This window comes from Bifidobacterium magnum, from assembly GCF_000741255.1.
Lineage (GTDB): Bacteria > Actinomycetota > Actinomycetes > Actinomycetales > Bifidobacteriaceae > Bifidobacterium > Bifidobacterium magnum.
On record NZ_JGZB01000001.1, the window covers coordinates 70,788 to 94,330 of the forward strand.

The 23,543-nt window shown below is 58.8% G+C and carries 13 protein-coding genes, 1 tRNA gene and 3 rRNA genes; 10 read left to right on the forward strand and 7 right to left on the reverse strand.

The genetic code is table 11. The features are described 5' to 3' along the window. Window positions 1-21 precede the first annotated feature (21 nt). The gene (locus BMAGN_RS00240) at window positions 22-789 is read right to left on the reverse strand and encodes a tyrosine-protein phosphatase (RefSeq protein ID WP_022859904.1); all 768 of its coding nucleotides are present in this window, start codon (window positions 787-789) and stop codon (window positions 22-24) included. Between the two features lie 349 nt (window positions 790-1,138). Between BMAGN_RS00240 and ileS the strand changes: the two genes are divergently transcribed. Next, the gene (gene ileS, locus BMAGN_RS00245; RefSeq protein WP_022859905.1) at window positions 1,139-4,459 is read left to right on the forward strand and encodes a mupirocin-resistant isoleucine--tRNA ligase; all 3,321 of its coding nucleotides are present in this window, start codon (window positions 1,139-1,141) and stop codon (window positions 4,457-4,459) included. Window positions 4,460-4,559: 100 nt separating this feature from the next. Here ileS and BMAGN_RS00250 read toward each other — a convergent pair whose 3' ends face one another. Further along, the gene (locus BMAGN_RS00250) at window positions 4,560-5,192 is read right to left on the reverse strand and encodes a metal-dependent hydrolase (protein ID WP_022859906.1); all 633 of its coding nucleotides are present in this window, start codon (window positions 5,190-5,192) and stop codon (window positions 4,560-4,562) included. A 262-nt stretch (window positions 5,193-5,454) separates the two neighbouring features. On the opposite strand from BMAGN_RS00250, the gene BMAGN_RS00255 reads away from it, so the two are divergent. Further along, window positions 5,455-5,530, forward strand: a tRNA-Asn gene (locus BMAGN_RS00255). 35 nt (window positions 5,531-5,565) lie between these two features. Here BMAGN_RS00255 and BMAGN_RS00260 read toward each other — a convergent pair. Continuing rightward, window positions 5,566-7,758, reverse strand: coding sequence for a GTP-binding protein (locus BMAGN_RS00260; RefSeq protein ID WP_022859907.1), 2,193 nt, complete (start codon window positions 7,756-7,758; stop codon window positions 5,566-5,568). Between the two features lie 103 nt (window positions 7,759-7,861). On the opposite strand from BMAGN_RS00260, the gene BMAGN_RS00265 reads away from it, so the two are divergent. The 5 genes from BMAGN_RS00265 to rrf all read left to right on the forward strand — a co-directional run bounded on the left by BMAGN_RS00265 (window position 7,862) and on the right by rrf (window position 14,506). Further along, complete coding sequence (locus tag BMAGN_RS00265; protein WP_022859908.1) at window positions 7,862-8,245, forward strand: hypothetical protein; 384 nt, start codon at window positions 7,862-7,864, stop codon at window positions 8,243-8,245. Window positions 8,246-8,509: 264 nt separating this feature from the next. Then, window positions 8,510-8,893 (forward strand): MmcQ/YjbR family DNA-binding protein, encoded by a 384-nt coding sequence (locus BMAGN_RS00270; protein ID WP_033510686.1) that lies wholly within the window; start codon window positions 8,510-8,512, stop codon window positions 8,891-8,893. 412 nt (window positions 8,894-9,305) lie between these two features. Then, a 16S ribosomal RNA gene (locus tag BMAGN_RS00275) occupies window positions 9,306-10,840 on the forward strand. Window positions 10,841-11,185: 345 nt separating this feature from the next. Then, window positions 11,186-14,250, forward strand: a 23S ribosomal RNA gene (locus BMAGN_RS00280). A gap of 139 nt (window positions 14,251-14,389) precedes the next feature. Further along, window positions 14,390-14,506: ribosomal RNA gene (rrf, locus tag BMAGN_RS00285) — 5S ribosomal RNA — on the forward strand. Together the 16S, 23S and 5S rRNA genes form the textbook arrangement of a ribosomal RNA operon. Window positions 14,507-14,776: 270 nt before the next feature. Here rrf and BMAGN_RS00290 read toward each other — a convergent pair. The 3 genes from BMAGN_RS00290 to BMAGN_RS00300 all read right to left on the reverse strand — a co-directional run bounded on the left by BMAGN_RS00290 (window position 14,777) and on the right by BMAGN_RS00300 (window position 18,938). After that, window positions 14,777-15,718 carry an Mbeg1-like protein gene (locus tag BMAGN_RS00290; RefSeq protein ID WP_022860423.1) on the reverse strand — a complete coding sequence of 314 codons (942 nt, stop codon included), beginning with the start codon at window positions 15,716-15,718 and terminating at the stop codon, window positions 14,777-14,779. 6 nt (window positions 15,719-15,724) lie between these two features. Further along, complete coding sequence (locus BMAGN_RS00295; protein ID WP_022860424.1) at window positions 15,725-17,713, reverse strand: lipase family protein; 1,989 nt, start codon at window positions 17,711-17,713, stop codon at window positions 15,725-15,727. 79 nt (window positions 17,714-17,792) lie between these two features. Further along, window positions 17,793-18,938 carry a LacI family DNA-binding transcriptional regulator gene (locus BMAGN_RS00300; protein WP_238548723.1) on the reverse strand — a complete coding sequence of 382 codons (1,146 nt, stop codon included), beginning with the start codon at window positions 18,936-18,938 and terminating at the stop codon, window positions 17,793-17,795. Between the two features lie 319 nt (window positions 18,939-19,257). Between BMAGN_RS00300 and BMAGN_RS00305 the strand changes: the two genes are divergently transcribed. The 3 genes from BMAGN_RS00305 to BMAGN_RS00315 all read left to right on the forward strand — a co-directional run bounded on the left by BMAGN_RS00305 (window position 19,258) and on the right by BMAGN_RS00315 (window position 22,192). Continuing rightward, on the forward strand, window positions 19,258-19,782 hold the full coding sequence (locus tag BMAGN_RS00305) for a hypothetical protein (RefSeq protein WP_022860426.1): 525 nt from the start codon (window positions 19,258-19,260) through the stop codon (window positions 19,780-19,782). A 231-nt stretch (window positions 19,783-20,013) separates the two neighbouring features. Next, window positions 20,014-20,979 carry a nucleoside hydrolase gene (locus BMAGN_RS00310; RefSeq protein ID WP_022860427.1) on the forward strand — a complete coding sequence of 322 codons (966 nt, stop codon included), beginning with the start codon at window positions 20,014-20,016 and terminating at the stop codon, window positions 20,977-20,979. Window positions 20,980-21,211: 232 nt separating this feature from the next. After that, window positions 21,212-22,192: a ribokinase gene (locus tag BMAGN_RS00315; RefSeq protein ID WP_022860428.1), complete on the forward strand. Its 981-nt coding sequence runs from the start codon at window positions 21,212-21,214 to the stop codon at window positions 22,190-22,192. A 177-nt stretch (window positions 22,193-22,369) separates the two neighbouring features. On the opposite strand, the gene BMAGN_RS00320 is transcribed toward BMAGN_RS00315, so the two are convergent. Then, the gene (locus tag BMAGN_RS00320) at window positions 22,370-23,383 is read right to left on the reverse strand and encodes a ribose-phosphate diphosphokinase (protein WP_022860429.1); all 1,014 of its coding nucleotides are present in this window, start codon (window positions 23,381-23,383) and stop codon (window positions 22,370-22,372) included. Window positions 23,384-23,543 lie beyond the last annotated feature (160 nt).

Genomic DNA, 23,543 nt, shown 5'->3' on the forward strand with positions numbered 1-23,543 from the left:
CGTATAGTGCTAACTATAGAGTCAGTCGGCCACCGGAACCGTGTAATAATCTCGAAGCTGAGCAAGTTTGGAATCGTCCACACCCAACCGGTCCTGAACGAATCCGAGAAGGCCCCCGTACGGTTCGGCCGCGGCCATCATCGCGTCGAAATCGCGCGGCTCGGCCGTGACGAATTGGTGCAAGTCGACTTTGACGGCGGGCGCGAGATATTTCCGCGCGCGTTTGAGCGAGGCGGGCAGTTCCGAAGACATGTACTTGTTCGTTTCCAGATAGTCGGCGCGGATGTCGTCCGGCGAGGCTCCCAGCGCCGCCTCGATGAGCGCGGCCGCCACTCCCGTCCGGTCCTTGCCCTGCGTGCAGTGCCACAAATAGCAGCCCGGTTCGTCCAACAGCAGCTGGAACATGCGCGTCCACTGGTCGACGGCCGTCTGCGACGTGATCATCACCGTATACAAGTCCATGATGAACGTGCCGGGATGTTCGACAATGCCGCGCCACTGCAGCGGGAACGCAGACGCCTCGTCAAAAATCGGCAGTTTCGTAACGGACCAGGACACGAGCAGGCGGTCGCGTTCCGCGTCGCGTTCCTGCTGCGTACGCAAGTCGAGCACATGTTCCAGCCCCATGTCGCGCAACGTCGCCAAATCACGGACCGACGCGCGGTGCAGATTCGCCGAACGCAACAGCGCATGCGGGCGGATCACACGTCCGTCCGCGGCAGGCATGCCGCCAAGATCGCGGCAATTGTGCACCTCTTCCAGCGCCACCAATTGAGAAACGTGAGCCATACGCGCCCCTTCCTTATTCATCGCCAATATCGAACCGATTAGTATGATCATCCCACTGTAACGGCCGCGGATAAAAATGTTTACGCGGACCAGCGTCGGTGGTACACTCACGATCAATAACTGAATTACGCGGCCATGATCCGTTATCAGCGGGGAGCCATCGGAAGAACAGCGCCGCCACGGCGCCCAGTAGAACCGGCGGGACCGGCCCGTCACAGCCGGACACAAGCGGTCGGCGGCATACGCGCCACCGGCAAGCGAGGTGGTACCGCGGTGCGCGCGCGACCAACGGCACGCATCGTCCTCGTACAAGAGTTTCAGCAATTAGGTTGACGAGCGAGGAGCAACGGTGAGCAAACCCACCAAGCATGTGTATCCTAAAGCTGCAGCAGGCGACGAAACCGCCAATGTTGCGCCAAATCCGAACTTCCCGGCACTGGAAGAATCCACTCTCGAATACTGGAAAGACAACGACACTTTCCAGAAGTCCATCAACGAAAACCCGTCCGGCGAAAACAGCCGCAACGAATTCGTCTTCTTCGACGGCCCGCCCTTCGCCAACGGCCTGCCGCACTACGGCCACCTGCTGACGGGCTACGCCAAGGACGTCATCCCGCGCTACCAGACCATGAAGGGCCACCGCGTCAACCGCGTCTTCGGCTGGGACACGCACGGCCTGCCCGCCGAACTCGAAGCACAAAAGGAACTCGGCATCGACTCGGTCGAACAGATCGAAGAAATGGGCATCGACAAGTTCAACGACGCCTGCCGCGCCTCCGTGCTCAAGTACGTGAACGAATGGCACGACTACGTGGACCGCCAGGGCCGCTGGGTCGACTTTGAACACGGCTACAAGACGCTCAACATCCCCTACATGGAATCCGTGATGTGGGCGTTCAAGCAGCTGTACGACAAGGGCCTGGCCTACAAGGGCTACCGCGTGCTGCCGTACTGCCCGAAGGACCAGACGCCGCTGTCCGCACACGAACTGCGCATGGACGCCGACGTGTACCAGGACCGCCAGGACACCACCGTGTCCGTGGCCGTCAGCCTCAAGGACGAAGACGACGCCTACCTCGTCTTCTGGACCACCACGCCGTGGACCGTGCCGACCAACTTCGCCATCGTTGTGGGCGCCGACATCGACTACGTGGAAGTCCAGCCCGTCGAAGGCAAATTCGCGGGCAAGAAGTTCTACTTCGCCAAGGCGCTGCTCAACTCCTACAACAAGGAACTCGGCGAAGACTACAAGGTGCTGCGCGAGCTCAAGGGCTCCGAAATGGCCGGGTGGCGCTACAGCCCCGTCTTCCCGTACTTCAATACGCCCGAGGCGCTCGCCGAAGGCGGCACTCCGGGCCCGAACGCCTACCAGGTGTTCACGGCCGACTATGTGGACACGGCCGAAGGCACGGGCCTAGTGCACCAGGCTCCCTACGGCGAGGACGATATGAACACGCTCAACGCCCACGACATCAAGAGCGTGGACGTGCTGGACGCGGGCTGCAAGTTCACGAGCCTGTGCCCGGATTATGAAGGCCTGTACGTGTTCGACGCGAACCTGCCGATCCTGCGCAACCTGCGCGCCGGCGACGGTCCTCTCGCCCAGATCGACGAGGACAAGCGTGCGATCCTGTTCCAGGAGAAGAGCTACGTGCACTCGTACCCGCACTGCTGGCGTTGCGGCACCCCGCTGATCTACAAGCCCGTGTCGAGCTGGTTCGTGGCCGTCACGAAGATCAAGGACCGCCTGCTCGAGCTCAACCAGGAGATCAACTGGATCCCGGACAACGTCAAGGACGGCCAGTTCGGCAAATGGCTCTCCAACGCGCGCGACTGGTCGATCTCGCGCAACCGCTTCTGGGGCTCGCCAATCCCGGTGTGGGTTTCCGACGATCCGAAGTACCCGCGCGTCGACGTGTACGGTTCGCTTGACGAGCTCAAGGCCGACTTCGGCGACTACCCGCGCGACAACGACGGCAACATCAACATGCACCGTCCGTACATCGACAACCTCACACGTCCGAACCCGGACGACCCGACGGGCAAGTCCGCGATGCACCGCATCACCGACGTGCTCGACTGCTGGTTCGAATCGGGCTCCATGCCGTTCGCGCAGTACCATTACCCGTTCGAAAACAAGGAATACTTCGAACAGCACTTCCCGAGCGACTTCATTGTGGAATACATTGGACAGACGCGCGGCTGGTTCTACGTGCTGCACGTGATGGCCACGGCCCTGTTCGACAAGCCCGCATACAAGAACGTCATCTGCCACGGCATTGTGCTCGGCGACGACGGCCAGAAGATGAGCAAGCATTTGCGCAACTATCCGGACGTCAACGGCGTGTTCAACAAGTACGGTTCCGACGCCATGCGCTGGTTCCTCATGAGCTCGCCGATCCTGCGCGGCGGCAACCTCATCGTGACCGAAGAGGGCATCCGCGACACGGTGCGCCAGATCATGCTGCCCGTGTGGAGCACGTACTACTTCTTCACGCTGTACGCCAACGCGGCCAACAACGGTGAGGGCTACGACGCGCGCAAGCTCACGGCCGGCGAAGTGCCGGGCCTGCCCGAAATGGACCGCTACCTGCTCGCCCGCACGCGCCAGCTCATCGCCAAGGTGACGGCCGACCTCGACGCGTTCTCCATTTCGGACGCCTGCACCGAAGTCGCCGACTTCATCGACATGCTCACGAACTGGTACATCCGCAACTCGCGCGACCGCTTCTGGAACGAGGACGAGAACGCGTTCAACACGCTGTACACGGTGATGGAAGCCTTCATGCGCGTGCTGGCTCCGTTGGCCCCGATGGAAGCCGAAGCCGTGTGGCGCGGCCTTACGGGCGAAGAGTCCGTGCACCTGGGCGACTGGCCGTACCTGACGGATCCGGCGACGGGCGAAGACACCGAACTCGGCAAGGTGCTGGTAGAGAACGGCGAGCTCGTGGCGGCCATGGAAAAGGTGCGCGAAGTCGTGTCCGCCACGCTGTCGTTGCGCAAGGCCAAGAAGATGCGCGTGCGCCAGCCGCTGGCCAACCTCACGGTCGTCGTGTCCGAGCTTTCCCAGGTGGACGGCTACGATGCGCTGCTCAAGTCCGAGCTCAACATCAAGTCGATCGACTACACGACGCTGGAAGAGGCGAGCGAGCACGGTCTGAAGATCATCGACGAGCTCAAGGTCAACGCCCGCGCCGCAGGCCCGCGCCTGGGCAAGCAGGTGCAATTCGCGATCAAGGCGTCCAAGACGGGCGCGTGGCACGTGGATACGGCCACGGGCCACCCGGTGGTGGAGACGCCGACTGGTGAAATCACGCTGGAAGGTGGCGAATACGAAGTCACCAAGCGCATTGAGGAAGCCGACGCCGACGCGCAGAAGAACACCGCTTCCGCCATTTTGCCGACGGGCGGTTTCGTGATCCTCGACCTGGCGCTCACCGACGACCTGGTCGCCGAAGGCTATGCGCGCGACGCGATCCGCGTGGTGCAGGACGCCCGCAAGGCCGCTGACCTCGACGTGACCGACCGCATCGACTTGACGCTGACGGTTCCGGCCGACGACGTGGCCAAGGTCAAGCAGTTCGCCGACCTCATCACGAAGGAAACGCTGGCCGTGTCCTTCAACGTGGTGGAAGGCGACGAGCTTTCGGCCGAGGTCGTGAAGGCGTGAAGCGCCAAGCAATCAAGCGCTAAGTAGCACATAACAACAATGGGGGCGGCGCAACCGCGATGCCCCCATTGTTGTTGCCGTTGTGCCGTGCCCGAAACGGTTAGATGAACCACGACCTATGGGTAATGGCCATGATCAATGCGATCACGCCCAGCACGACGGCCAGCAGGATGATCATGTTGTTCAGCGCCGTTTCTTTTTTGGTGCCCACGCGGTACAGGCGCACCATGTGGTGGCGGTTGACATGCGTGCCGCCGGGTCCTCGATGGTAGCGCGTGATGGGCCAGATCCAGCACACGCCTCCCGTGGACAGCGCGTCAAGGAAAATGTGCGTGGCCATGCCCGCGGCAAGCCATAGCAGCCACGGGATCGCGGGCGAGGCGATAAGGCAGGCGAGCAGCGGCCAAATGCTGTGCGTAATCGTGCGGTGAGGGAACGGCCATCGGATATGGCGCGTATGCGCCATGCGGCTTATGGAACTGGTGGGCGAATCGATGTCCGGCAGCAGCGTGCCGATTACAAATACGAGTCCGCCAACCAGCAGCGTGCCCACCCACGAGAGGAAGCTCATGTTGTGCATGCTCGTAAACCAGTGGTGCAACCAGTTGAACGCCGTGTGGCCCAACGCGCTGTTCGGATGATGTTCCACTATGGAGATGCCGGCGATTGTGGGCACGCTTACCATCATGGTTCCCAGCGCGATTCCTGAAGAAACATGGTGACGGCCCAGCATGGCATTGCCTCCTTAACATTCCGGTTCTCGTACAAACGTTCGAATATAGCAGACTGTAGCAGAAGAGGGGAGCGGGCGCATCGTATGCGGCGCGTGACATCGCGCAGCCGTTGAAATTAGCCGGATTCAAGCTTCCCGTACGAGAATGGCGTATGTTCGACTGTCCAGAATGCGGACGCGACACGCCATATTTTGCAACTTGGCGCATGTGCGCGTATATTAACTTTTCGTTGCGCGGCGCTAGTCCGCACACAACACGCATTCCTGCGTAGCTCAGTTGGCAGAGCGTTCGACTGTTAATCGAAATGTCGCTGGTTCAAACCCAGCCGCAGGAGCCAAAAGAAAAGCCACCTTACGGTGGCTTTTTTCATATCTATTCCATGGTCGCGTAGGCCAAGTGCATGAATTCGGGCACCTTGTACCATTTGACGGGGTAGCCGGCGCCATGCGCACAGAACACCGAATCGGGCGTATGCTCCAAATCGCGGTCGGGCAGGTAATGCGCCTCGCGCACCACTTCCTCCGCGTTGTGGCACGGCTTGTAGGAATCGAATACGCACGTGATATGGCCCATGCCATGCGTGTAGGCGTTCACGTCCATCGCGTAGTCGCGCATTTGACTTACGGGAGCCGTGCCCGAAAGTGTCGCGTAATCGCCGTCAATGAGCGGAGCGTCGAACGTGCCGCTCATGCGCTGCACATCCGCCATGGCCCGGCCGACCATATCCTGCGGCACCTCGAGACGGAAACGGTACCACGGCTCCAGCAGCACGCAGTTGCCCATCGCCATGCCGAGAGTGTCTTCCGTCGTTTCAGTTCCAGCATCTTCTTCTGCATTTTGAGACGCGAATCCCGGCGTGTCTGTCTCAAAATGCAGAGGGGAGGTGGATTTTTCCCGAGTCCCCGAATGAGTACCGGCGTCGGCATCGGCTTCGCCGCCTTCGAACCGCTGCGCCACCTCATACGGCTGGGTTTCAGTCGGCACTCCCGCGCGCAACTCCATCAATCCCTGACGGATCGCGCGGTACGTGGCTTGGCGGAAGTCGCCGCCCTCCGTATGTTTCTCGTGCACGCGCGCCGCGACAAGCGTGAGCTTCACGTCGGTAAGCGGGGCGCCCGTCAGCACGCCCAAATGCTCACGTTCGCGACAGTGCGTAAGAATCAGGCGCTGCCAGTTGCGGTCCAAATCGTCCTCGCTCATCGCGGACTCCACTTGCACGCCGCTACCGGCCGGCAGCGGATCGATCGCGATATGCGCTTCCGCATAATGGCGCAACGGTTCAAAATGGCCCACGCCCTCCACATGCGCGGCCACGGTCTCCTTATACAAAATGGAACCCGGATCAAACGCAACATCCAATCCGAAGCGGTCATGCATCAGCTGCTGCACAATCTCCAACTGGATCGCGCCCATCAACTGCAAGCGCACTTCCTGCAAACGTTCGTCCCACACCACATGCAGCAGCGGATCCTCATCATCCAACTCGCGCAACGACACCAGACAACGGTGCACATCATTGTCGCCCGGCAGCAGTGTATACGTCAGCACAGGCTGCAGCACAGGGGAAGCGGCATCCTCGCACGAACCCAACCCCTCGCCCGGATAGCTGCGCGTCAACCCCGTCACCGCGCACACCGAACCCGCCGGAAGCGACGTCACCGTCTCGAACTTCGCACCCGAATACCAGCGCACCTGGTCGATCTTCTCTTCCCACGCCTCGCCATTGGTCGTACCGTCCACCATCATCTTGGCTACAAGCTCGCCGCCCGTCACCTTCATCCACGACAAACGGTTGCCCGACCGGTCATGCGAAATCTTGTACACGCGCGCACCAAACTGCGCACCATATTCGGGCTCGCGCGCATAGGTGGCGAACAAATCCAACAGCGCATCCACGCCATCCAATTTCAACGCCGAACCGAACAGCACAGGAAATACCTTGCGCTGCGCAACCAGACGCTGGATCGTTTCCACAGACAACGAACCGTCAGACAAAAACTCGTCAAGCGCATCCTCATCCTGGCCTGCAATATTCTCCAACACAGGCTCCAACGCATCCAAATCGGTACCAGAATCGGCGACACCCTTGCACAGCCCCGAAAAATCGACACAACCGTCACCCAAACGGCGCACCAGCTGGCCCAGCACAGCATCTCTATCCACACTCGGCACATCCATCTTGTTCACAAAAATGAACGTCGGCACACCATACTGGCGCAACAGGCGCCACAACGTCTCCGTATGACCCTGCACACCATCCGAACCGGACACCACAAGCACCGCATAATCGAGCACACTCAACACGCGTTCCGTCTCCGCCGCAAAATCGACGTGGCCCGGAGTGTCAATCAACGTCAACTCGAGATCCGGCAAATCCAAAATCGTAGGCTCCGTAAAAATCGTAATGCCACGCTGCTTCTCAATCTCATTCGAATCAAGAAACGCGTCACCATGATCCACACGCCCCAACTTGCGCAAACGACCCGACTGAAATAGCAACGCCTCCGACAACGTCGTCTTGCCCGCGTCCACATGCGCCACAATACCCGTCACAATACGCTTCATGAGCCCACCTTCGCTCCAATATTCACCTACGGACGTTCACTACCGTCAACTTAACAGACAGCGTGGCACAATACAGAAAGAGACAACAACCATAAGGGGAACCATGACAGCGCACAATCGCAAAACCCAAGCCAAACGACGCATCAACAAACAAAAGCGCGCACAACTGCAAGAACGGCAAGCCAGAGAACTTGCGCAAGCGCAAATCAAGGCCTACAACGCCCACAAAACCGCGCCATTCACCTACATCACGGGCGCCATCATCCTGCTGGGACTCTGCCTGTCGATCTCGCCCGTCACGGCGCTCGCCGCTTTCATCGTGTCGATTGTCGGTTTCATTTGCGCGAGCATCAATGTGGTGATCGGCCAGAAGGAGCGCCGCAAGGACGCCAGCGTACGCAGGCCGGGCCGATACAAGTGGATGTGGGCGCTGTTCGCCGTCTCCATGTTCGCCGTGGTGGTCACCGCCATCAGCGTGCACTGGTGAGCGGCCGCACCTGGGCAAACGTTTGCGAAACCGTGCGAGCTGAAACTCGAGTAGCCGCATACACGGTCCAATAATCAATAAAGCCGTCTCCTTGCGGAGGCGGCTTTATCAATGACAACATACGCTTCTTTGCGTATTTAACTACAATGTTTACGTTATCATAGCGCTGATGGATCACCCGTGTTCGTCTATCATTCGAGACTGATACGCGGTAAAAAGTCCGCATCATGTTCTTTGCAGCCGCATTTTGATACGGTGTCCAATATGACGACTCATACGGCTACTCGAAACGGAATTATTGAATATATTGGCGAACATTACAGCGTCGATCCTGAATATTTATGGAAGAAATATCCCGATTATGCGGTGTTCCGTCATGCCGACAACCGTAAATGGTTCGCGATCGTGATGACCGTCACGGCCCAGCAGCTCCATATTGCTCCCGACAGTATTGCGGGGGAGTCCGTCGACATTATTGATGTCAAATGCGATCCCGATGTGAACGCCGCATTGCAGGGGCAGCCTGGATTTTTGCCGGGCTACCATATGAATCATAAAAATTGGATCACGATTATGTTGGACGGTCGCGTTCCGGATGAGCAGATTTTCGAGTTGATCGACACGAGTTACGATCTGACACGCCGCTGATAAGAGATTTTCTCCAAGTTTGCTGGGTTTTTGGTGCGGGTTTGCTGTGTGCGACACGCCGGTGGAGTGTTGGTTTTGCAAGGGTTTGTTCGGGGCGGGTTGCGTTGCTGGCGTTCGGGGTGTAAGTTGTTTTCTTGCTGCCGCACGGCGGGACGGTTTCTTCGAAAGGCTTGTCTTGTTGTGCTGGTGTGGTGGTTTGAGAACTCAAGAGCGTGTACTGTACTACTTAAACTTTGGAACCTTTTTGGTTCCGTCTTTTATTGCCAGTCCGGACGCCGCCCGATGTTTTGGTCGGGTACCCGAGGGGGTTTGATGGTGTCCGGGGTTTTGTTTTTCGGGTTTTCTGTTTTGGTAAACATGAGAATCCCGGTCAGTTTATGTTGTGAGAGCCGTTCGGTTTTCCGCAAGGTTTTTTGTGGAGGGTTCGATTCTGGCTCAGGATGAACGCTGGCGGCGTGCTTAACACATGCAAGTCGAACGGGATCCGGCCAAGCTTGCTTGGCCGGTGAGAGTGGCGAACGGGTGAGTAATGCGTGACCGACCTGCCCCGTGCTTGGGAATAGCTCCTGGAAACGGGTGGTAATGCCCAATGCTCCGCCCGGCCTCATGGCCGGTCGGGAAAGCTTTGGCGGCACGGGATGGGGTCGCGTCCTATCAGCTTGTTGGTAAGGTAACGGCTTACCAAGGCTTCGACGGGTAGCCGGCCTGAGAGGGCGACCGGCCACATTGGGACTGAGATACGGCCCAGACTCCTACGGGAGGCAGCAGTGGGGAATATTGCACAATGGGCGCAAGCCTGATGCAGCGACGCCGCGTGCGGGATGGAGGCCTTCGGGTTGTAAACCGCTTTTGTTCACGAGCAAGGCATTCTTTTTGGGTGTTGAGTGTAGTGTTCGAATAAGCACCGGCTAACTACGTGCCAGCAGCCGCGGTAATACGTAGGGTGCAAGCGTTATCCGGATTTATTGGGCGTAAAGGGCTCGTAGGCGGTTCGTCGCGTCTGGTGTGAAAGTCCGCCGCTTAACGGCGGATTTGCGCTGGATACGGGCGGGCTTGAGTGTGGTAGGGGAGAACGGAATTCCCGGTGTAACGGTGGAATGTGTAGATATCGGGAAGAACACCGATGGCGAAGGCAGTTCTCTGGGCCATTACTGACGCTGAGGAGCGAAAGCGTGGGGAGCGAACAGGATTAGATACCCTGGTAGTCCACGCCGTAAACGGTGGATGCTGGATGTGGGGCCCTTTTTCCGGGTTCCGTGTCGGAGCTAACGCGTTAAGCATCCCGCCTGGGGAGTACGGCCGCAAGGCTAAAACTCAAAGAAATTGACGGGGGCCCGCACAAGCGGCGGAGCATGCGGATTAATTCGATGCAACGCGAAGAACCTTACCTGGGCTTGACATGTTCCGGATCGCCCCAGAGATGGGGCTTCCCTTCGGGGCCGGTTCACAGGTGGTGCATGGTCGTCGTCAGCTCGTGTCGTGAGATGTTGGGTTAAGTCCCGCAACGAGCGCAACCCTCGCCGCGTGTTGCCAGCACATTATGGTGGGAACTCACGTGGGACCGCCGGGGTTAACTCGGAGGAAGGTGGGGATGACGTCAGATCATCATGCCCCTTACGTCCAGGGCTTCACGCATGCTACAATGGCCGGTACAACGGGATGCGACACCGCGAGGTGGGGCGGATCCCTGAAAACCGGTCTCAGTTCGGATCGCAGTCTGCAACTCGACTGCGTGAAGGTGGAGTCGCTAGTAATCGCGGATCAGCAACGCCGCGGTGAATGCGTTCCCGGGCCTTGTACACACCGCCCGTCAAGTCATGAAGTGGGCAGCACCCGAAGCCGGTGGCCTATCCTTTGTGGGGGGAGCCGTCTAAGGTGAGGCTCGTGATTGGGACTAAGTCGTAACAAGGTAGCCGTACCGGAAGGTGCGGCTGGATCACCTCCTTTCTACGGAGATTTTTGGGCCGCGGATTGCTCGTCCATGGTGGTGGACGGTTCGCGGTGCTGGCGTGGAAAAGGGTAAGAGGCTGTTTTTGTGGCCGGTGCATGCTGTTGGGTTCCCTGGCCGCGACACGTGGTCGGATCCGCATGGTGTCCCCCGGGCCGGTTGGTTCGGGCGCGCCGTGTGTGGTGTGGTGGTTTGAGAACTGGATAGTGGACGCGAGCGAGGCAAGCCGTACGGCTTGTTTTGTTTGTGCTGTGATTGTTCCAAAGAGTTTTTTGGATGTATCGATCGATTTGATCTGCTAGTTGTTTTTTGTGTGGTTGTTCGCGCGCTGTGAGCATTCGTGGTTTGCGGGTGTTGTGGCGTATGGTGGATGCCTTGGCAGACAGTACCGATGAAGGACGTGTGGGGCCGCGATAGGCCTCGGGGAGCCGCCGACAGGGCTTTGATCCGAGGATTTCCGAATGGGGGAACCCGCCGGCCGTATGGGCCGGCACCGGACTTGTCCGGGGGGTACGCAGGGAAGTGAAACATCTCAGTACCTGCAGGAAAGGATACTCCGTGAGTAGTGGCGAGCGAAAGCGGATGATGGCTAAACCGTGTGCGTGTGATACCGGTCAGGGGTTGCGCGCGCGGTGTCGTGGGAAAACCATGTCGGAACGCTGACTCGTTCCGGACGCAGTGACAAACCGTGGCGTGAGGTGAAACGGATTGAATGCCGTACCGTAGGGGGTGATGGTCCCGTAGCCGAAAGCGCCGTGGCTGTGTGGTGGTTTGTCCCGAGTAGCGCGGGCCTCGTGGAATCCCGTGTGAATCCGCCCAGACCGTTGGGTAAGCCTGAGTATAGCTGTCTGACCGATAGTGGACGAGTACCGTGAGGGAAAGGTGAAAAGTACCCCGGGAGGGGAGTGAAACAGTTCCTGAAACCGTGCGCTTGCGAACCGTCAGGGCCCCTTTGCGGGGTGATGGCGTGCCTATCGAAAAATGAGTCTGCGAGTTAGTGGCATGTGGCGAGCATAAGCCTTGTGGCGGATGCGTAGCGAAAGCGAGTGCGAAAGCGCGTCGAGTCGTGTGTCCTAGACCCGAAGCGGGATGATCTAGCCCTGGTCAGGTTGAAGCGCGGGTAAGACCGCGTGGAGGACCGCACCCACCTAGGTTGAAAACTGGGGGGATGAACTGGGGTTAGGGGTGAAAGGCCAATCAAATTCCGTGATAGCTGGTTCTCTTCGAAATGCATTTAGGTGCAGCGTCGGATGTTGCGTCCGGGGGGTAGAGCTACTGGATGCTTGCGGGCCCGTATCGGGTACCAACAGCAACCAAACTCCGAATACCCGTGGCGTTAGTCCGGCAGTGAGTCGGCGGGGGATAAGCTCCGTCGTCGAGAGGGAGACAGCCCAGATCGTCGTCTAAGGTCCCCAAGTGTGTGCTAAGTGGGAAAGGATGTGGAGTCGCATAGACAGCCAGGAGGTTGGCTCAGAAGCAGCCATCCTTGAAAGAGTGCGTAACAGCTCACTGGTCTAGTGGTTCCGCGCCGACAATGTAGCGGGGCTCAAGCACACCACCGAAGACGCGGCAACAGGCGTGTGCCTGTTGGGTAGAAGAGCGTCGCGCGACGGGGTGAAGCCCTGGGGTGACCCGAGGGTGGACTTCGCGCGAGTGAGAATGCAGACATGAGTAGCGAGACCGGGGTGGGAATCCCCGGCGCTGAATGACCAAGGGTTCCAGGGCCACGCTTGTCGTCCCTGGGTGAGTCGGGTCCTAAGGCGAGGCCGACAGGCGTAGTCGAATGGATGAACGGGTTGATATTCCCGTACCGGCTGTGGACCGTCCCGCCGATAGCGGTGTCCCGGTGGTTCTCCCGTATGGCGTGCGCGTTTTCGGACGCGCGGGCTTGTCGGGTGTTCCGTTTGGGGCCCGTGTGTAGGTAGCGGAGGAATGACGCGGTCAGGTAGCTTCCCGCGGAGGTGGTTTTCCGTGGCCAAGCGTGCGGCCCGGCCCCCGAGCAAATCTAGGGGCCATGCGGGCGAGGCGTGATGGTGGGCACCGTTTGGTGCGATATGAAGTGATCCTGGCGGCCGAGAAAAGTTTCGTCGCGAGGTCCGCGGGCGCCCGTACCCGAAACCGACACTGGTGGTCTGGTAGAGTATACCGAAGCGATCGAGTGAATCCTGGTCAAGGAACTCGGCAAATTGCTCCCGTGCCTTCGGCATAAGGGAGACCCCCGGCGGTGAGGGCCTTTGCGGCCGGAGCTGTTGGGGGGTGGCACAAGCCAGGGGGTAGCGACTGTTTACCAAAAACACAGGTGCATGCGAAGACGCAAGTCGCGGTATATGCACTGACGCCTGCCCGGTGCCGGAAGGTTAAGAGGATCCGTCAGCTTCGGCGAAGCGGTGAATTCAAGCCCCGGTAAACGGCGGTGGTAACTATAACCATCCTAAGGTAGCGAAATTCCTTGTCGGGTAAGTTCCGACCTGCACGAATGGCGTAACGACTTCCCCACTGTCTCGACCAGGAACTCGGCGAAATTGCAGTACGAGTAAAGATGCTCGTTAAGCGCAGAAGGACGAAAAGACCCCGGGACCTTTACTATACCTTGGTATTGGTGTCAGGTGGTTGTTGTGTAGGATAGGCGGTAGACTGTGAAGCGCGGGCGCCAGCCCGTGTGGAGTCGCAAGGTGAAATACCGCTCTGCGGCCATCTGGCGTCTCACCTCGACAAGTCATCCTTGTCAGGGACAGTGCCTGGCGGGTAGTTTAACTGGGGCGGTTGCCTCCCAAAGAGTAACGGAGGCGCTCAAAGGTTCCCTCGGCCCGGTTGGCAATCGGGTGTCGAGTGTAATCGCACAAGGGAGCTTGACTGCGAGAACGACGGTTCGAGCAGGGACGAAAGTCGGAGATAGTGATCCGGTGCCGGCGTACGGACGCGGCATCGCTCAACGGATAAAAGGTACCCCGGGGATAACAGGCTGATCATTCCCAAGAGTCCATATCGACGGGATGGTTTGGCACCTCGATGTCGGCTCGTCGCATCCTGGGGCTGGAGCAGGTCCCAAGGGTTCGGCTGTTCGCCGATTAAAGCGGCACGCGAGCTGGGTTCAGAACGTCGTGAGACAGTTTGGTCTCTATCCTCTGCGCTCGTTGGAATCTTGAGGAGGCCTGCCCATAGTACGAGAGGACCTGGGTGGACGAACCTCTGGTGTGCCAGTTGTCGCGCCAGCGGCATGGCTGGTTGGCTACGTTCGGATGGGATAACCGCTGAAAGCATCTAAGCGGGAAGCCCGCTCCAAGATAAGGATTCCTGGCCAACTTTCGGGTTGGTGTGAGGCCCCATGTAGAACACGTGGTTGATAGGCCGGATGTGGAAGCCCCGCAAGGGGTGGAGCTGACCGGTACTAATGGCCGAACCGCAAAACACATGCGACACGTTCGGGTGTTGGTGCTTGCGCGGGCAACACATAAGAAACAGCATTGATCGGATATAGCACGGACATTTCCCTTGTGCGCTCGCGTCCATTAGCCGGTTCCCGGACCGCCACGCCAACGACTGGTTTTTGCGGCGGCCATGGCCCAGGAGAGACGCCCGGTCCCTTTCCGAACCCGGTAGCTAAGGCCTGGCACGGTGATGGTACTGCACCCGGTAGGGTGTGGGAGAGTAACACGCCGCCGCATTCATTCTTCAAGTTGAGAGCCCTTTCCCCTTGCGGGGAAAGGGCTCTTCTCGTATATGCGGGCTGTTGCCGCGTTTCCGCGTTCCGGGACGGGCACGCCGGGGCCCGCGTCTCAAAACGCGGAAGAAGATAGCGAAACGAGCCCAAAAGCCCCGGATCCTTATCCTCTTCTGCAAAATGAGACAGACACGCCGCGGTTCACGTCTCAAAATGCAGAAGAGGAAGCCAAAGTTGCAGAAGAGCGCGTAGACGTCGGCGACAATGGCAGCTCCTACAGCAACGGCTTCCTGAGCACGAGGTATGGCGCGAACAGCGTCTGGAAAATGCGGTTCTTGGCCGCGTCGTTCGTAATGGAAATGAGCCAGTTGAGCATGCGGCTTGTCACTTTGCCGATCCATGTTTGGCGCGCGTGAATAAGCTGCGTGCCCGACGTCTTCCAGTTGTACACGTAATGCTGTTGCACGAACGGCTTGTAACTGTCCACATATACGAGTCCCGCGCGCGGATGGTCGTGAATATTGCCCACAATCGACGACTTCGGGATAAACGTGTGGATCAGCGGAGCGATGCGCGCATACGCCATGGTATTGCGATAGTGCGGCGCCAATCCAGGGCCGTCGAAACTGCAAATGCACAGGATGCGGTCGGCGGCTTCGGGATGGTTCTCCACCAGCTCGCGGCACGCATATTCCGCCAAATTGCCGCCCTTGGAATGGCCACAAATCACCATCGGACCGTCCCACGACGCATAATTGCGCTCCAAGAACGCCGCCGCGTCCGTCTGCGAACCAGTCGGCTTGTCCATGGACAGTTCGAGCGACTCCTGCCATCCCGTCACCGTCAAATCGGTGGCACGGAACGCGACGCACAGCACATTTTCACAAACCACGGCAAGCGCACCGAACTGCTGCTCATGATCGACATGATGTTCACGGAAATCGCGGAACGTCACATTTCTGTACCGCTTCGCCAACTTGACCATTTGGGCGAGCTCAAGATCCTCTTTATTGTCGAGCGCGACAATCGTGCGGCCTTCCGGATCCGTAATCGTCGGCAAGACGGCGGACTGAATGGCCTGCGCGATCGGCTCGCCCACATAATCGTGGTCGTAATTGAAATTCGACATTTCCGAGAAAATGAGCAGATCGATCGCGTTCGGCTTCACCTCGGCGAACGAATCATTGCCATACCGGCGGATGTAATTGAATATCATGCGTGGTCACTTCTTTTTGAACCATGCCGCAAGCGTGCGATCCGCCTGCAGCGGGAATACGTAAGTTTCTTTGTCATACAGCGGCTTGTCGGTGTCCGGATCGGCGCCTTGCTCGAACCAGCCGAGGAACTTCACATTGACGGCATGATGCGCGTGCACGATCGCGTGGTCTCCGTACGTGCCGTTGCGGAATCCGCGCGCGTCGCAGATGACCGTGGGTCCGGGGATCGGCATGGTGTGCGCGCCTTCTTTGTAGGAAGACACGAATGCTTCGTCGTCCTTGAGTTTACCGACGCCGTGCACTTCGACGTCCACATTGAGATTGTTGCAAGCGCCCGCTTCATGGCCTTGCAAGGTGGACTTGAGCTGGCCCCAGTCCACGGTTTCGTGCTTGGCGCACGGAATGGCGGAGTAGGAGGTTTGCGTAAGCGTGTGTCCCATTGCGTCGAGCGTGCTTTCGCGCATGTCGATCTCGCCGTGATCATAGGCGGTTAGCGCGATGGTGTACGCGCTGTTCTGCGGGATCCAGACGCTGCGTTCGTCGGTTTTCTCATTGACGTACATGGACAGGAATTCGTCCGTGTCGTACAGCTTCTCGTTGACGCGGCCTTTTTCGATTTGTGCGACGACATTGCCGGCGGCGTTCTTGACGGTGATATTGACAGGTCCGTACGCCGTCACGCGCGTGACGTCCGGAATGTCGCCCTGTTCAATGTCGATGTTGTGCGTGCAGCACAGCGCGAGCTTGATGAGGTATCCCTCTTCCTGGTGGGCGGCCGGCGCGTTGTGGCCGAAAATTTGATGGTGGATGAAGTAGCCGAGGAAGTCTTCGAACGTTCCGGCGCCGTATTTGCTGAATTTGGCCGCTTCGACTGCGAGCGTGTGGCCCTGCACGGCCGCCAGATCCGTAAACAGCGAGAAATACTGGGCGAACGTCAATGTGCCCGCGTGCGAGAAGCGCTTGTGCTGGTACATAAGCGCGATGTCGGGGCAAATGTTGAACAGTTCCGCTTCAAGCGCGTTCGTGTACGCGTTACCGTGGAAAGCCGGGAAATCCATGTGCGTCCACTTCGCGAACATGCGCAAAAAGTCCTTGCGATACGCGGTGTAGTCGGCGTAGCGCGTGGAGATCGTCGGCAGATACAGGTCGCGGCCGAAACGGCGGATGCCCCAGTCGTGCGGAGGCAGGCGCGGAATATAGTCTTCAGGATTGATGATGTTGAAGATGTTGCGGAACTGCTTGGCATTGTAGTCGGTGCGCAGCGTGGGGCGGCTGGCCGAGAATGTGTAGGCGAACATGCGGTCGGGCGTCATGCCGAGCGTCGTGTCCTCGTCGATGATGGCGGCCATCGCATTGGCGATGGAGGCGCCGCGGCTATGGCCGATTACCCACAGCTTCGCCTTGCCCATGTCGAGATTGTGGGCCTGCGTGTAAGACGTGAGGTCGTGGAACGCCTTGAGCGCGGTGTTGCGGAAACCTTCATGGTATTGGACATGCGAGTAGTCGCCGTTGGCGATCGAGTCGGCGACTTCGGAATTGGACAGCCATTCGACGGTGTCCGACGTGCCGCGCAGCATCATGACCATGAGATCCTGTTCGGTGCCGTCGGTGTTGCGCACCTTGCGGTGGCCGAACGCGTAGCTCACCTGGTCCACGTTATACATGAAGCCGATGGGATTCTCGTCGTTGAGATGGTAGTAGCTCGTGATGTCGATGTCTTCGCAGCCGAGGTTCGTGAACGAGGCGCGAATATAACGGTAGTCGTTCGACGGCACGTTCTTGTAGCCCGAAAGGCAAATGGCCATACCTGCCCACGCCATGTAGGGGTTATAGACGTCGGTCGGCTGGAAGAACCACGATTCGTCGAACGGGAACTCGATGTTGTTCTCGAACCGCTCCTTGGCTTTGCCGCACGCTTGAGCGAAATGCGAGAGGAACATGGTCGGAACCATGGTCATGGAAGTACTGCGTTGTTTCGCTTCTTGCGGTGTCATTGTGCCAATCCCTTCGTTGCCTGTTACCTCGGATTGTAAAGGGCAAGGAAGAGGTTGTTGCACTTACAGAGAAATGTGGTTACAGTTCCCCGACGGTGGAACGGATCACGAGATGCGGCTGCAGCAAAATTGTCTGCGCTTGCGTGAGCCACGGCTTGTCGGTGCCGTGCACGGTGACGGCCGCAGAACCGGCTTCCTCGGTTTCATTCGCGTCGCCCGCGACAGTGGCGGCAGCGGCAATGGCGGATTCGGAACCCGCGCGCTTCTTGCCGGCGTGCTGCAGTTCCTGGATACGCGTATGCAGTTGAGCCCAGCTTTTTTCCGCAAGCTCTTCAATGCGCTGCTCGACGGACGTGATTTCACGGAACAATCCGTAGCGTTCCAAAATATTGTCGTATCCGATTACGGAAATGTCTTGCGGCACCTTGAGCCCGCGTTCCGCGCAACGTTGCATGAATCCGGCCGCCATCAAATCGTTGCAGCAGAACACGGCTGTAGCGCCGCCGTCAATAATCGCGTCGGCAGCGTCATATCCGCCACGGAAACGGTAGCGGCCGTTGAATTCGAGATTCGGATCGCATGCGACATCATGATCACGCAAGTAATCCATGAATCCGTGCACACGGTCGGCGGCGTTGCCGCGCTGGTCGCCGCCCGTAACGCACCCGATAATACGGTGGCCGGCGTCCACGAGGCAGGCGGCAGCCAACTGGCCGCCCGAATAATTGTCGATCCCCGAACCGTCGCACCACTGTTCGGCGAACAGGCGGTCGACGAGCATGACAGGGCAGTCCATGCGTTCCACATCGTGCTGCAGGTCCTCAAGATGGTCATACGAATCGCGCGCCGCGATCAGCAGCATGCCGTCGATACCCAAGGACGCCAATCGCACCATGAGCTCATGTTCGTTGGCGCGTGAATCGTTGGAATTCGCCACGATCAGTGAATAGCCGTTCGCCTTGCAGGACGCTTCGATTTGGCGTGCGAGCGATGCGAAGAACAGGTTCTCGATGTCCGGAACAATAAGCGCGATAAGCATGGACTTTTTCGTCACGAGGCTGCGCGCGTTCTGGTTGGGCACATAATTGAGCGTTTTGGCGGCGGACAGGATGCGCTCGCGCGTGTCTCGGGACACTCGTGCGGGGCGCCCGTTGAGTACCAGCGATGCGGTAGTAACGGAAACTTGCGCCTGCGCCGCCACATCCTTAAGCGTTATACGATGCACGATGCCCCCTCGAATGGTGATGTATGAAGAGTATTCTCCGGCCGCCTCACACGATACACATGCCTATTGTGCAAAGGCCAATATAGTGCCTAGGATACTGCAAATTTCCAAGGAAATGCGCGGCGGCTTGCCGCGGGCCGGGGACGGGGGGTGTGCGGCGCTCGCCACGTCTGGCAGGGCGGTAATAGTCCGATTTGCAAGACACACTTGACCAATGTCAAATAAATATCCCCCCGATACTATGCACGATCCCGCCTAACAGTTATACTTTTCCTTTGGTAAATAACAGCTGAGAAGGACTGTAAGGGGTACCTCACCATTGGCCAACGCATCTGAAGATCAGAAGGTGAATGAGTCTGCGCAAAACAACGACGCCGCGCTGTTGAAGGAAGAGCACCGTAACGAGCGAAAAATCGTTATCGGCGCAATTGCGGCGATCGTGGTTGTGGCCATTGCGTTCTTTACCGTGTACAAGGTGATCGATTACCGGCGTGACTTGCATACGGCTTCCATGCTCACGTGCTCCACTAATTATGCGAACGCCACGGAAAGCGAACAAGACATGAAGGAGACGCTCGCCGACGCGAAGCAGCGCGCGGCCTATTCTTCTTCCGACGTGGCGGATCCCAATACGCTCAACGATTTGGCCGAGGCCATCTCGCGCGTCGATTCTTTGCCCGACAAGCCCGAGTGCTCTCCTGAAAGCTCCACGGACGCGTTGATGAACACGGCCGATTTGCTTATGATCTACAACGACGACGTGATCAACACGACGGCCGCACTGCGCTATGCGGCGAAGGCCGTTCAGGCCTCGCACTTGGAACTGCAGAACATTCAGCAGTGACCATACAGTGAATCACGCCCCCGTCATGCCGATATAAGCGTATGATGGGGAGACGTGAGGAGGGTTTCAGTGACGAAACGCCGAACGGGTTTCGCTTTTTGACAATTAATAGCAACTGACCTAGTATTAAGCATTGTCTGGTAAAACGTTTTACCAACTTGCTAGCTCACACACAGTAGTGAGAATAGTCAACGGAGACGGAGAGCCTCACAACGGAGAAAGGCGCACACTATGAGCAAGAAGAAAATGATTCTTGATTTGGACACGGGCGTAGACGATACGCTCGCCATTTGCTATGCCCTCGGCAGCCCCGAGGTCGACCTGATCGGCATTACGGGCACCTACGGTAACGTGCTCGTACAGCAGGGCGTGCGCAACGCTTTGGCCATTCTCGACCTGCTCGGCCACCCGGAGGTTCCGGTGTTCGCAGGCCTGTCCCACGCCAGCTTCACGGAAGAGGAATTCGAAGTCCTTCCGGTATCCGCCTTCATTCATGGCGACAACGGCATCGGCGATGTGGAAATCGAAGATTCCGAGCGTTCCGTGGAAGAGACGCCGGCTGTCGACTTCATCATCGAATCCGTCAAGAAGTACGGCAAGGACCTCATCTACGTGCCGACCGGCCCGCAGACCAACCTCGCCGCCGCCATCAAGAAGGCTCCGGAAATCGTGGACGAAATCGGCGCAGTGGTGCTCATGGGTGGCGCCCTGACGGTTCCGGGCAACGTGAACGCTTGGACCGAGGCCAACATCTCCCAGGATCCGGACGCCGCCAACTTCGTGTTCCGCTCCGGCATTCCGGCCACGATGGTCGGCCTGGACGTGACGCTGCAGACGCTGCTGACGTACAAGGACACCGCTGTGTGGCGCGAGAAGGACACCTACGCCGCCGGCAAGATCGCCGACATCACGGACTACTACATCAAGGCTTACGAGACCACGGCCCCGACGCTGCACGGCTGCGGTCTGCACGATCCGCTGGCGGTGGCTGTGGCCATCGACCCGACGCTCGTGGAATGCCTCGACATCAACATGAAGGTCGACGTGGACGGCCCGACGCGTGGCCGCACGATCGGCGACACGGACCGCCTCAACGATCCGGTCAAGACCATGAAGGTCGCCGTCAAGGTTGACGTTCCGCGCTTCCTCGACGAATTCATGACTCGCATTGGCAACCTCGTGGCTGCCGCAAAGTGAGAACATATCTCTGATAGCCATGTTCCAGCGGCCCTCCGCCGGTTTGCGTAACGGCGGAACGCCGCTGGAACAATACTTTTCTCGTGACCAAGCCCGTTTCGATCGCGGCGTTTGCTCACTTACGCAATCGATCATCAAGACTTTATTTATCCGGTTCGCCCGCGCGAACCGCTGCATTCTGGGTCGGCGCCGCCGGCACCATACCGCCGGCAACGGCACGAAAGGATCAATTATGACTGCGAAGACTCCGCTCGCTGCACTCGATACCATTTACGGTACCGTGTCCGTGGTTGGTTCCATGAACGCTGACTACACGGTCACCACCGAACGTCTGCCGAAGCCGGGCGAAACCGTCAACGGCGGTCCGCTGCAGGTGCTTCCGGGAGGCAAGTCCGGCAACCAGGCCGCTGCCGCCGCGCGTATTGGCGCCAAGGTGCAGATGTTCGGCGCCGTCGGTTCCGACGGCAACGCCGATTTCCTGCTCGCCAAGCTCGGCGAGGCCGGCGTGAACACGACGCACGTGCGCAAGGTTCTCGGCCCCTCCGGCACCACCGTCATTACCGTGGACGCCAATGGCGAGAACGCCATTGTATACTCTCCGGGCTCCAACGCCCACGTGACCGTGGAATACGTGGAATCCGAGAAGAAGGCGCTGACCGCCTCCAAGGTACTGGGCCTGTGCCTCGAAAGCCCGATTGAAACCGTCACGGCCGCCGCCAAGATGTGCCACGACGCGGGCGTCAAGGTACTGCTCAACAACTCCCCGTTCCGTCCGTCGCTGCCGAAGGATCTTGTCGACAACTCGGACATCCTGCTCGTCAACGAGCATGAGATGGCCCAGCTGCTGCAGATCGAAGAGCCGGAAAACGACGACTGGAGCGGTTTCGACTGGAACTTCGCGCTCGCCAAGATGCAGGAATTCGGCTACGACCAGGCCATCGTGACGCTGGGCGGCGACGGTTCCGTGGTGCTTGACGCCACGAGCGACGAGCAGGTCCACCGCATCGCTCCCGTGCACGTGCACGCGGTCGATACCACGGGCTGCGGCGACTCCTTCATGGGCACCGTGCTCGCCGGTCTCGCCTCCGACATGTCCCTCAGCGAAGCCGCGGAACTCGCTTCCTACGTGTCCGCATACGCCGCGACCTCTTACGGCGCACAGGCCTCGTACGGCAACGCCGCGCAGATTCGCGAAGCCTTCGAGGACAAGTGATCGAAAGTCTTGTCGGATCTTGCGTCTGATTGATGATCGATAGATCGGACGAATCGTAGATGCCGACCTTGTGAATAATAAAGAGCCGGTCTGGAACCCATTGCCAGACCGGCTCTCCTTATATTTATATATATAATATATATATGCCGACTATTTATTTATATATGTCGATCAAACTCACGCATAAATCGAGCGCGTACGGATATCCTCCGGAAGACCGTTGAGCAGCGTCGTCACGGAACGCGACTCGAATACGGAACGGATACCGGCGGCCAGCAGCGGCGCGATCGAAAGGATCGTCATATTGTCGAGGCGCTTCTCTTCCGGAATCGGAACGGTATCGGTAAGCACGATCTCCTTGGCTCCCGAATCACGCAAACGCTCCACGGCCGGGCCGGACAGCAAACCGTGCGTGGCGACGAGCGTCACGGACTTGGCTCCACGGTCCTTGAGCGTCTTGACGGCCTGCGTGATCGTGCCGGCGGTATCGATCATGTCGTCGATCACCACGCAATCGCGGCCCTCGACCTCGCCGATAATGCCGTGCGCTTCCACATGGTTCGGACGCGTGATGTCGTGCGTCTTGTGGATGAACGCGAGCGGCAGACCTCCAAGCTTGGCGGCCCACTGTTCAGAAACCTTGATACGGCCGGCATCCGGGGAAACAATCGTGGTGTTTTCCGGATCGATGCGCTTGGACATGTAGTCGAGCAGCACGGGCATGGCGGTCAAGTGGTCGACCGGGCCATTGAAGAAGCCCTGCTCTTGGGCGGCGTGCAGATCGACCGTCATGACACGGTCGGCGCCAGCGGTACGGAAGAGATTGAACACCAGGCGGGCGGTGATCGGCTCGCGGCCCTGATGCTTCTTATCCTGACGAGAATAGCCCAAGAACGGCGCCACCACCGTAATGGAGCGAGCGGACGCGCGCTTGGCGGCGTCGATCATGATCAACTGCTCCATGATCCACTTGTTGATAGGCTCGGTATGGGCCTGCATAATGAAAATGTCTGATCCGCGAACCGGTTCAGTAAAGCGGACATACATCTCGCCATTGGCAAAGTCGTATGCGGTGGTTTCCAGAACGTCGGTGCCCAAATACTTGGCGGTGTCCTCGGCCTGCTCGGGGTAGGCGCGTCCCGTGACCAAAGCCAGTTTCTTATTGGGAACGCCCTCGAGAATTGCAGACATAATTCACCTTTCCCATTGTTTTGCAATGGATATAACGGCCGTCAGAAAACAGACAACATAATAGCAATGAGCATGTATGTGCATTAAGGGACATCTCGACATGTTTGCGCGTGACGCCCATAACGTGAACGCGGGAGGGCGTGGCGACTGTCCTCTCAAT

Coding starts and splice junctions, on each gene's coding strand:
- BMAGN_RS00240 (WP_022859904.1), bottom strand. CDS start 789: ATGGCTCACGTTTCTCAATTGGTGGCGCTGGAAGAGGTGCACAATTGC.
- BMAGN_RS00250 (WP_022859906.1), bottom strand. CDS start 5,192: ATGCTGGGCCGTCACCATGTTTCTTCAGGAATCGCGCTGGGAACCATG.
- BMAGN_RS00260 (WP_022859907.1), bottom strand. CDS start 7,758: ATGAAGCGTATTGTGACGGGTATTGTGGCGCATGTGGACGCGGGCAAG.
- BMAGN_RS00265 (WP_022859908.1), top strand. CDS start 7,862: ATGACAGCGCACAATCGCAAAACCCAAGCCAAACGACGCATCAACAAA.
- BMAGN_RS00270 (WP_033510686.1), top strand. CDS start 8,510: ATGACGACTCATACGGCTACTCGAAACGGAATTATTGAATATATTGGC.
- BMAGN_RS00290 (WP_022860423.1), bottom strand. CDS start 15,718: ATGATATTCAATTACATCCGCCGGTATGGCAATGATTCGTTCGCCGAG.
- BMAGN_RS00295 (WP_022860424.1), bottom strand. CDS start 17,713: ATGACACCGCAAGAAGCGAAACAACGCAGTACTTCCATGACCATGGTT.
- BMAGN_RS00310 (WP_022860427.1), top strand. CDS start 20,014: ATGAGCAAGAAGAAAATGATTCTTGATTTGGACACGGGCGTAGACGAT.
- BMAGN_RS00315 (WP_022860428.1), top strand. CDS start 21,212: ATGACTGCGAAGACTCCGCTCGCTGCACTCGATACCATTTACGGTACC.
- BMAGN_RS00320 (WP_022860429.1), bottom strand. CDS start 23,383: ATGTCTGCAATTCTCGAGGGCGTTCCCAATAAGAAACTGGCTTTGGTC.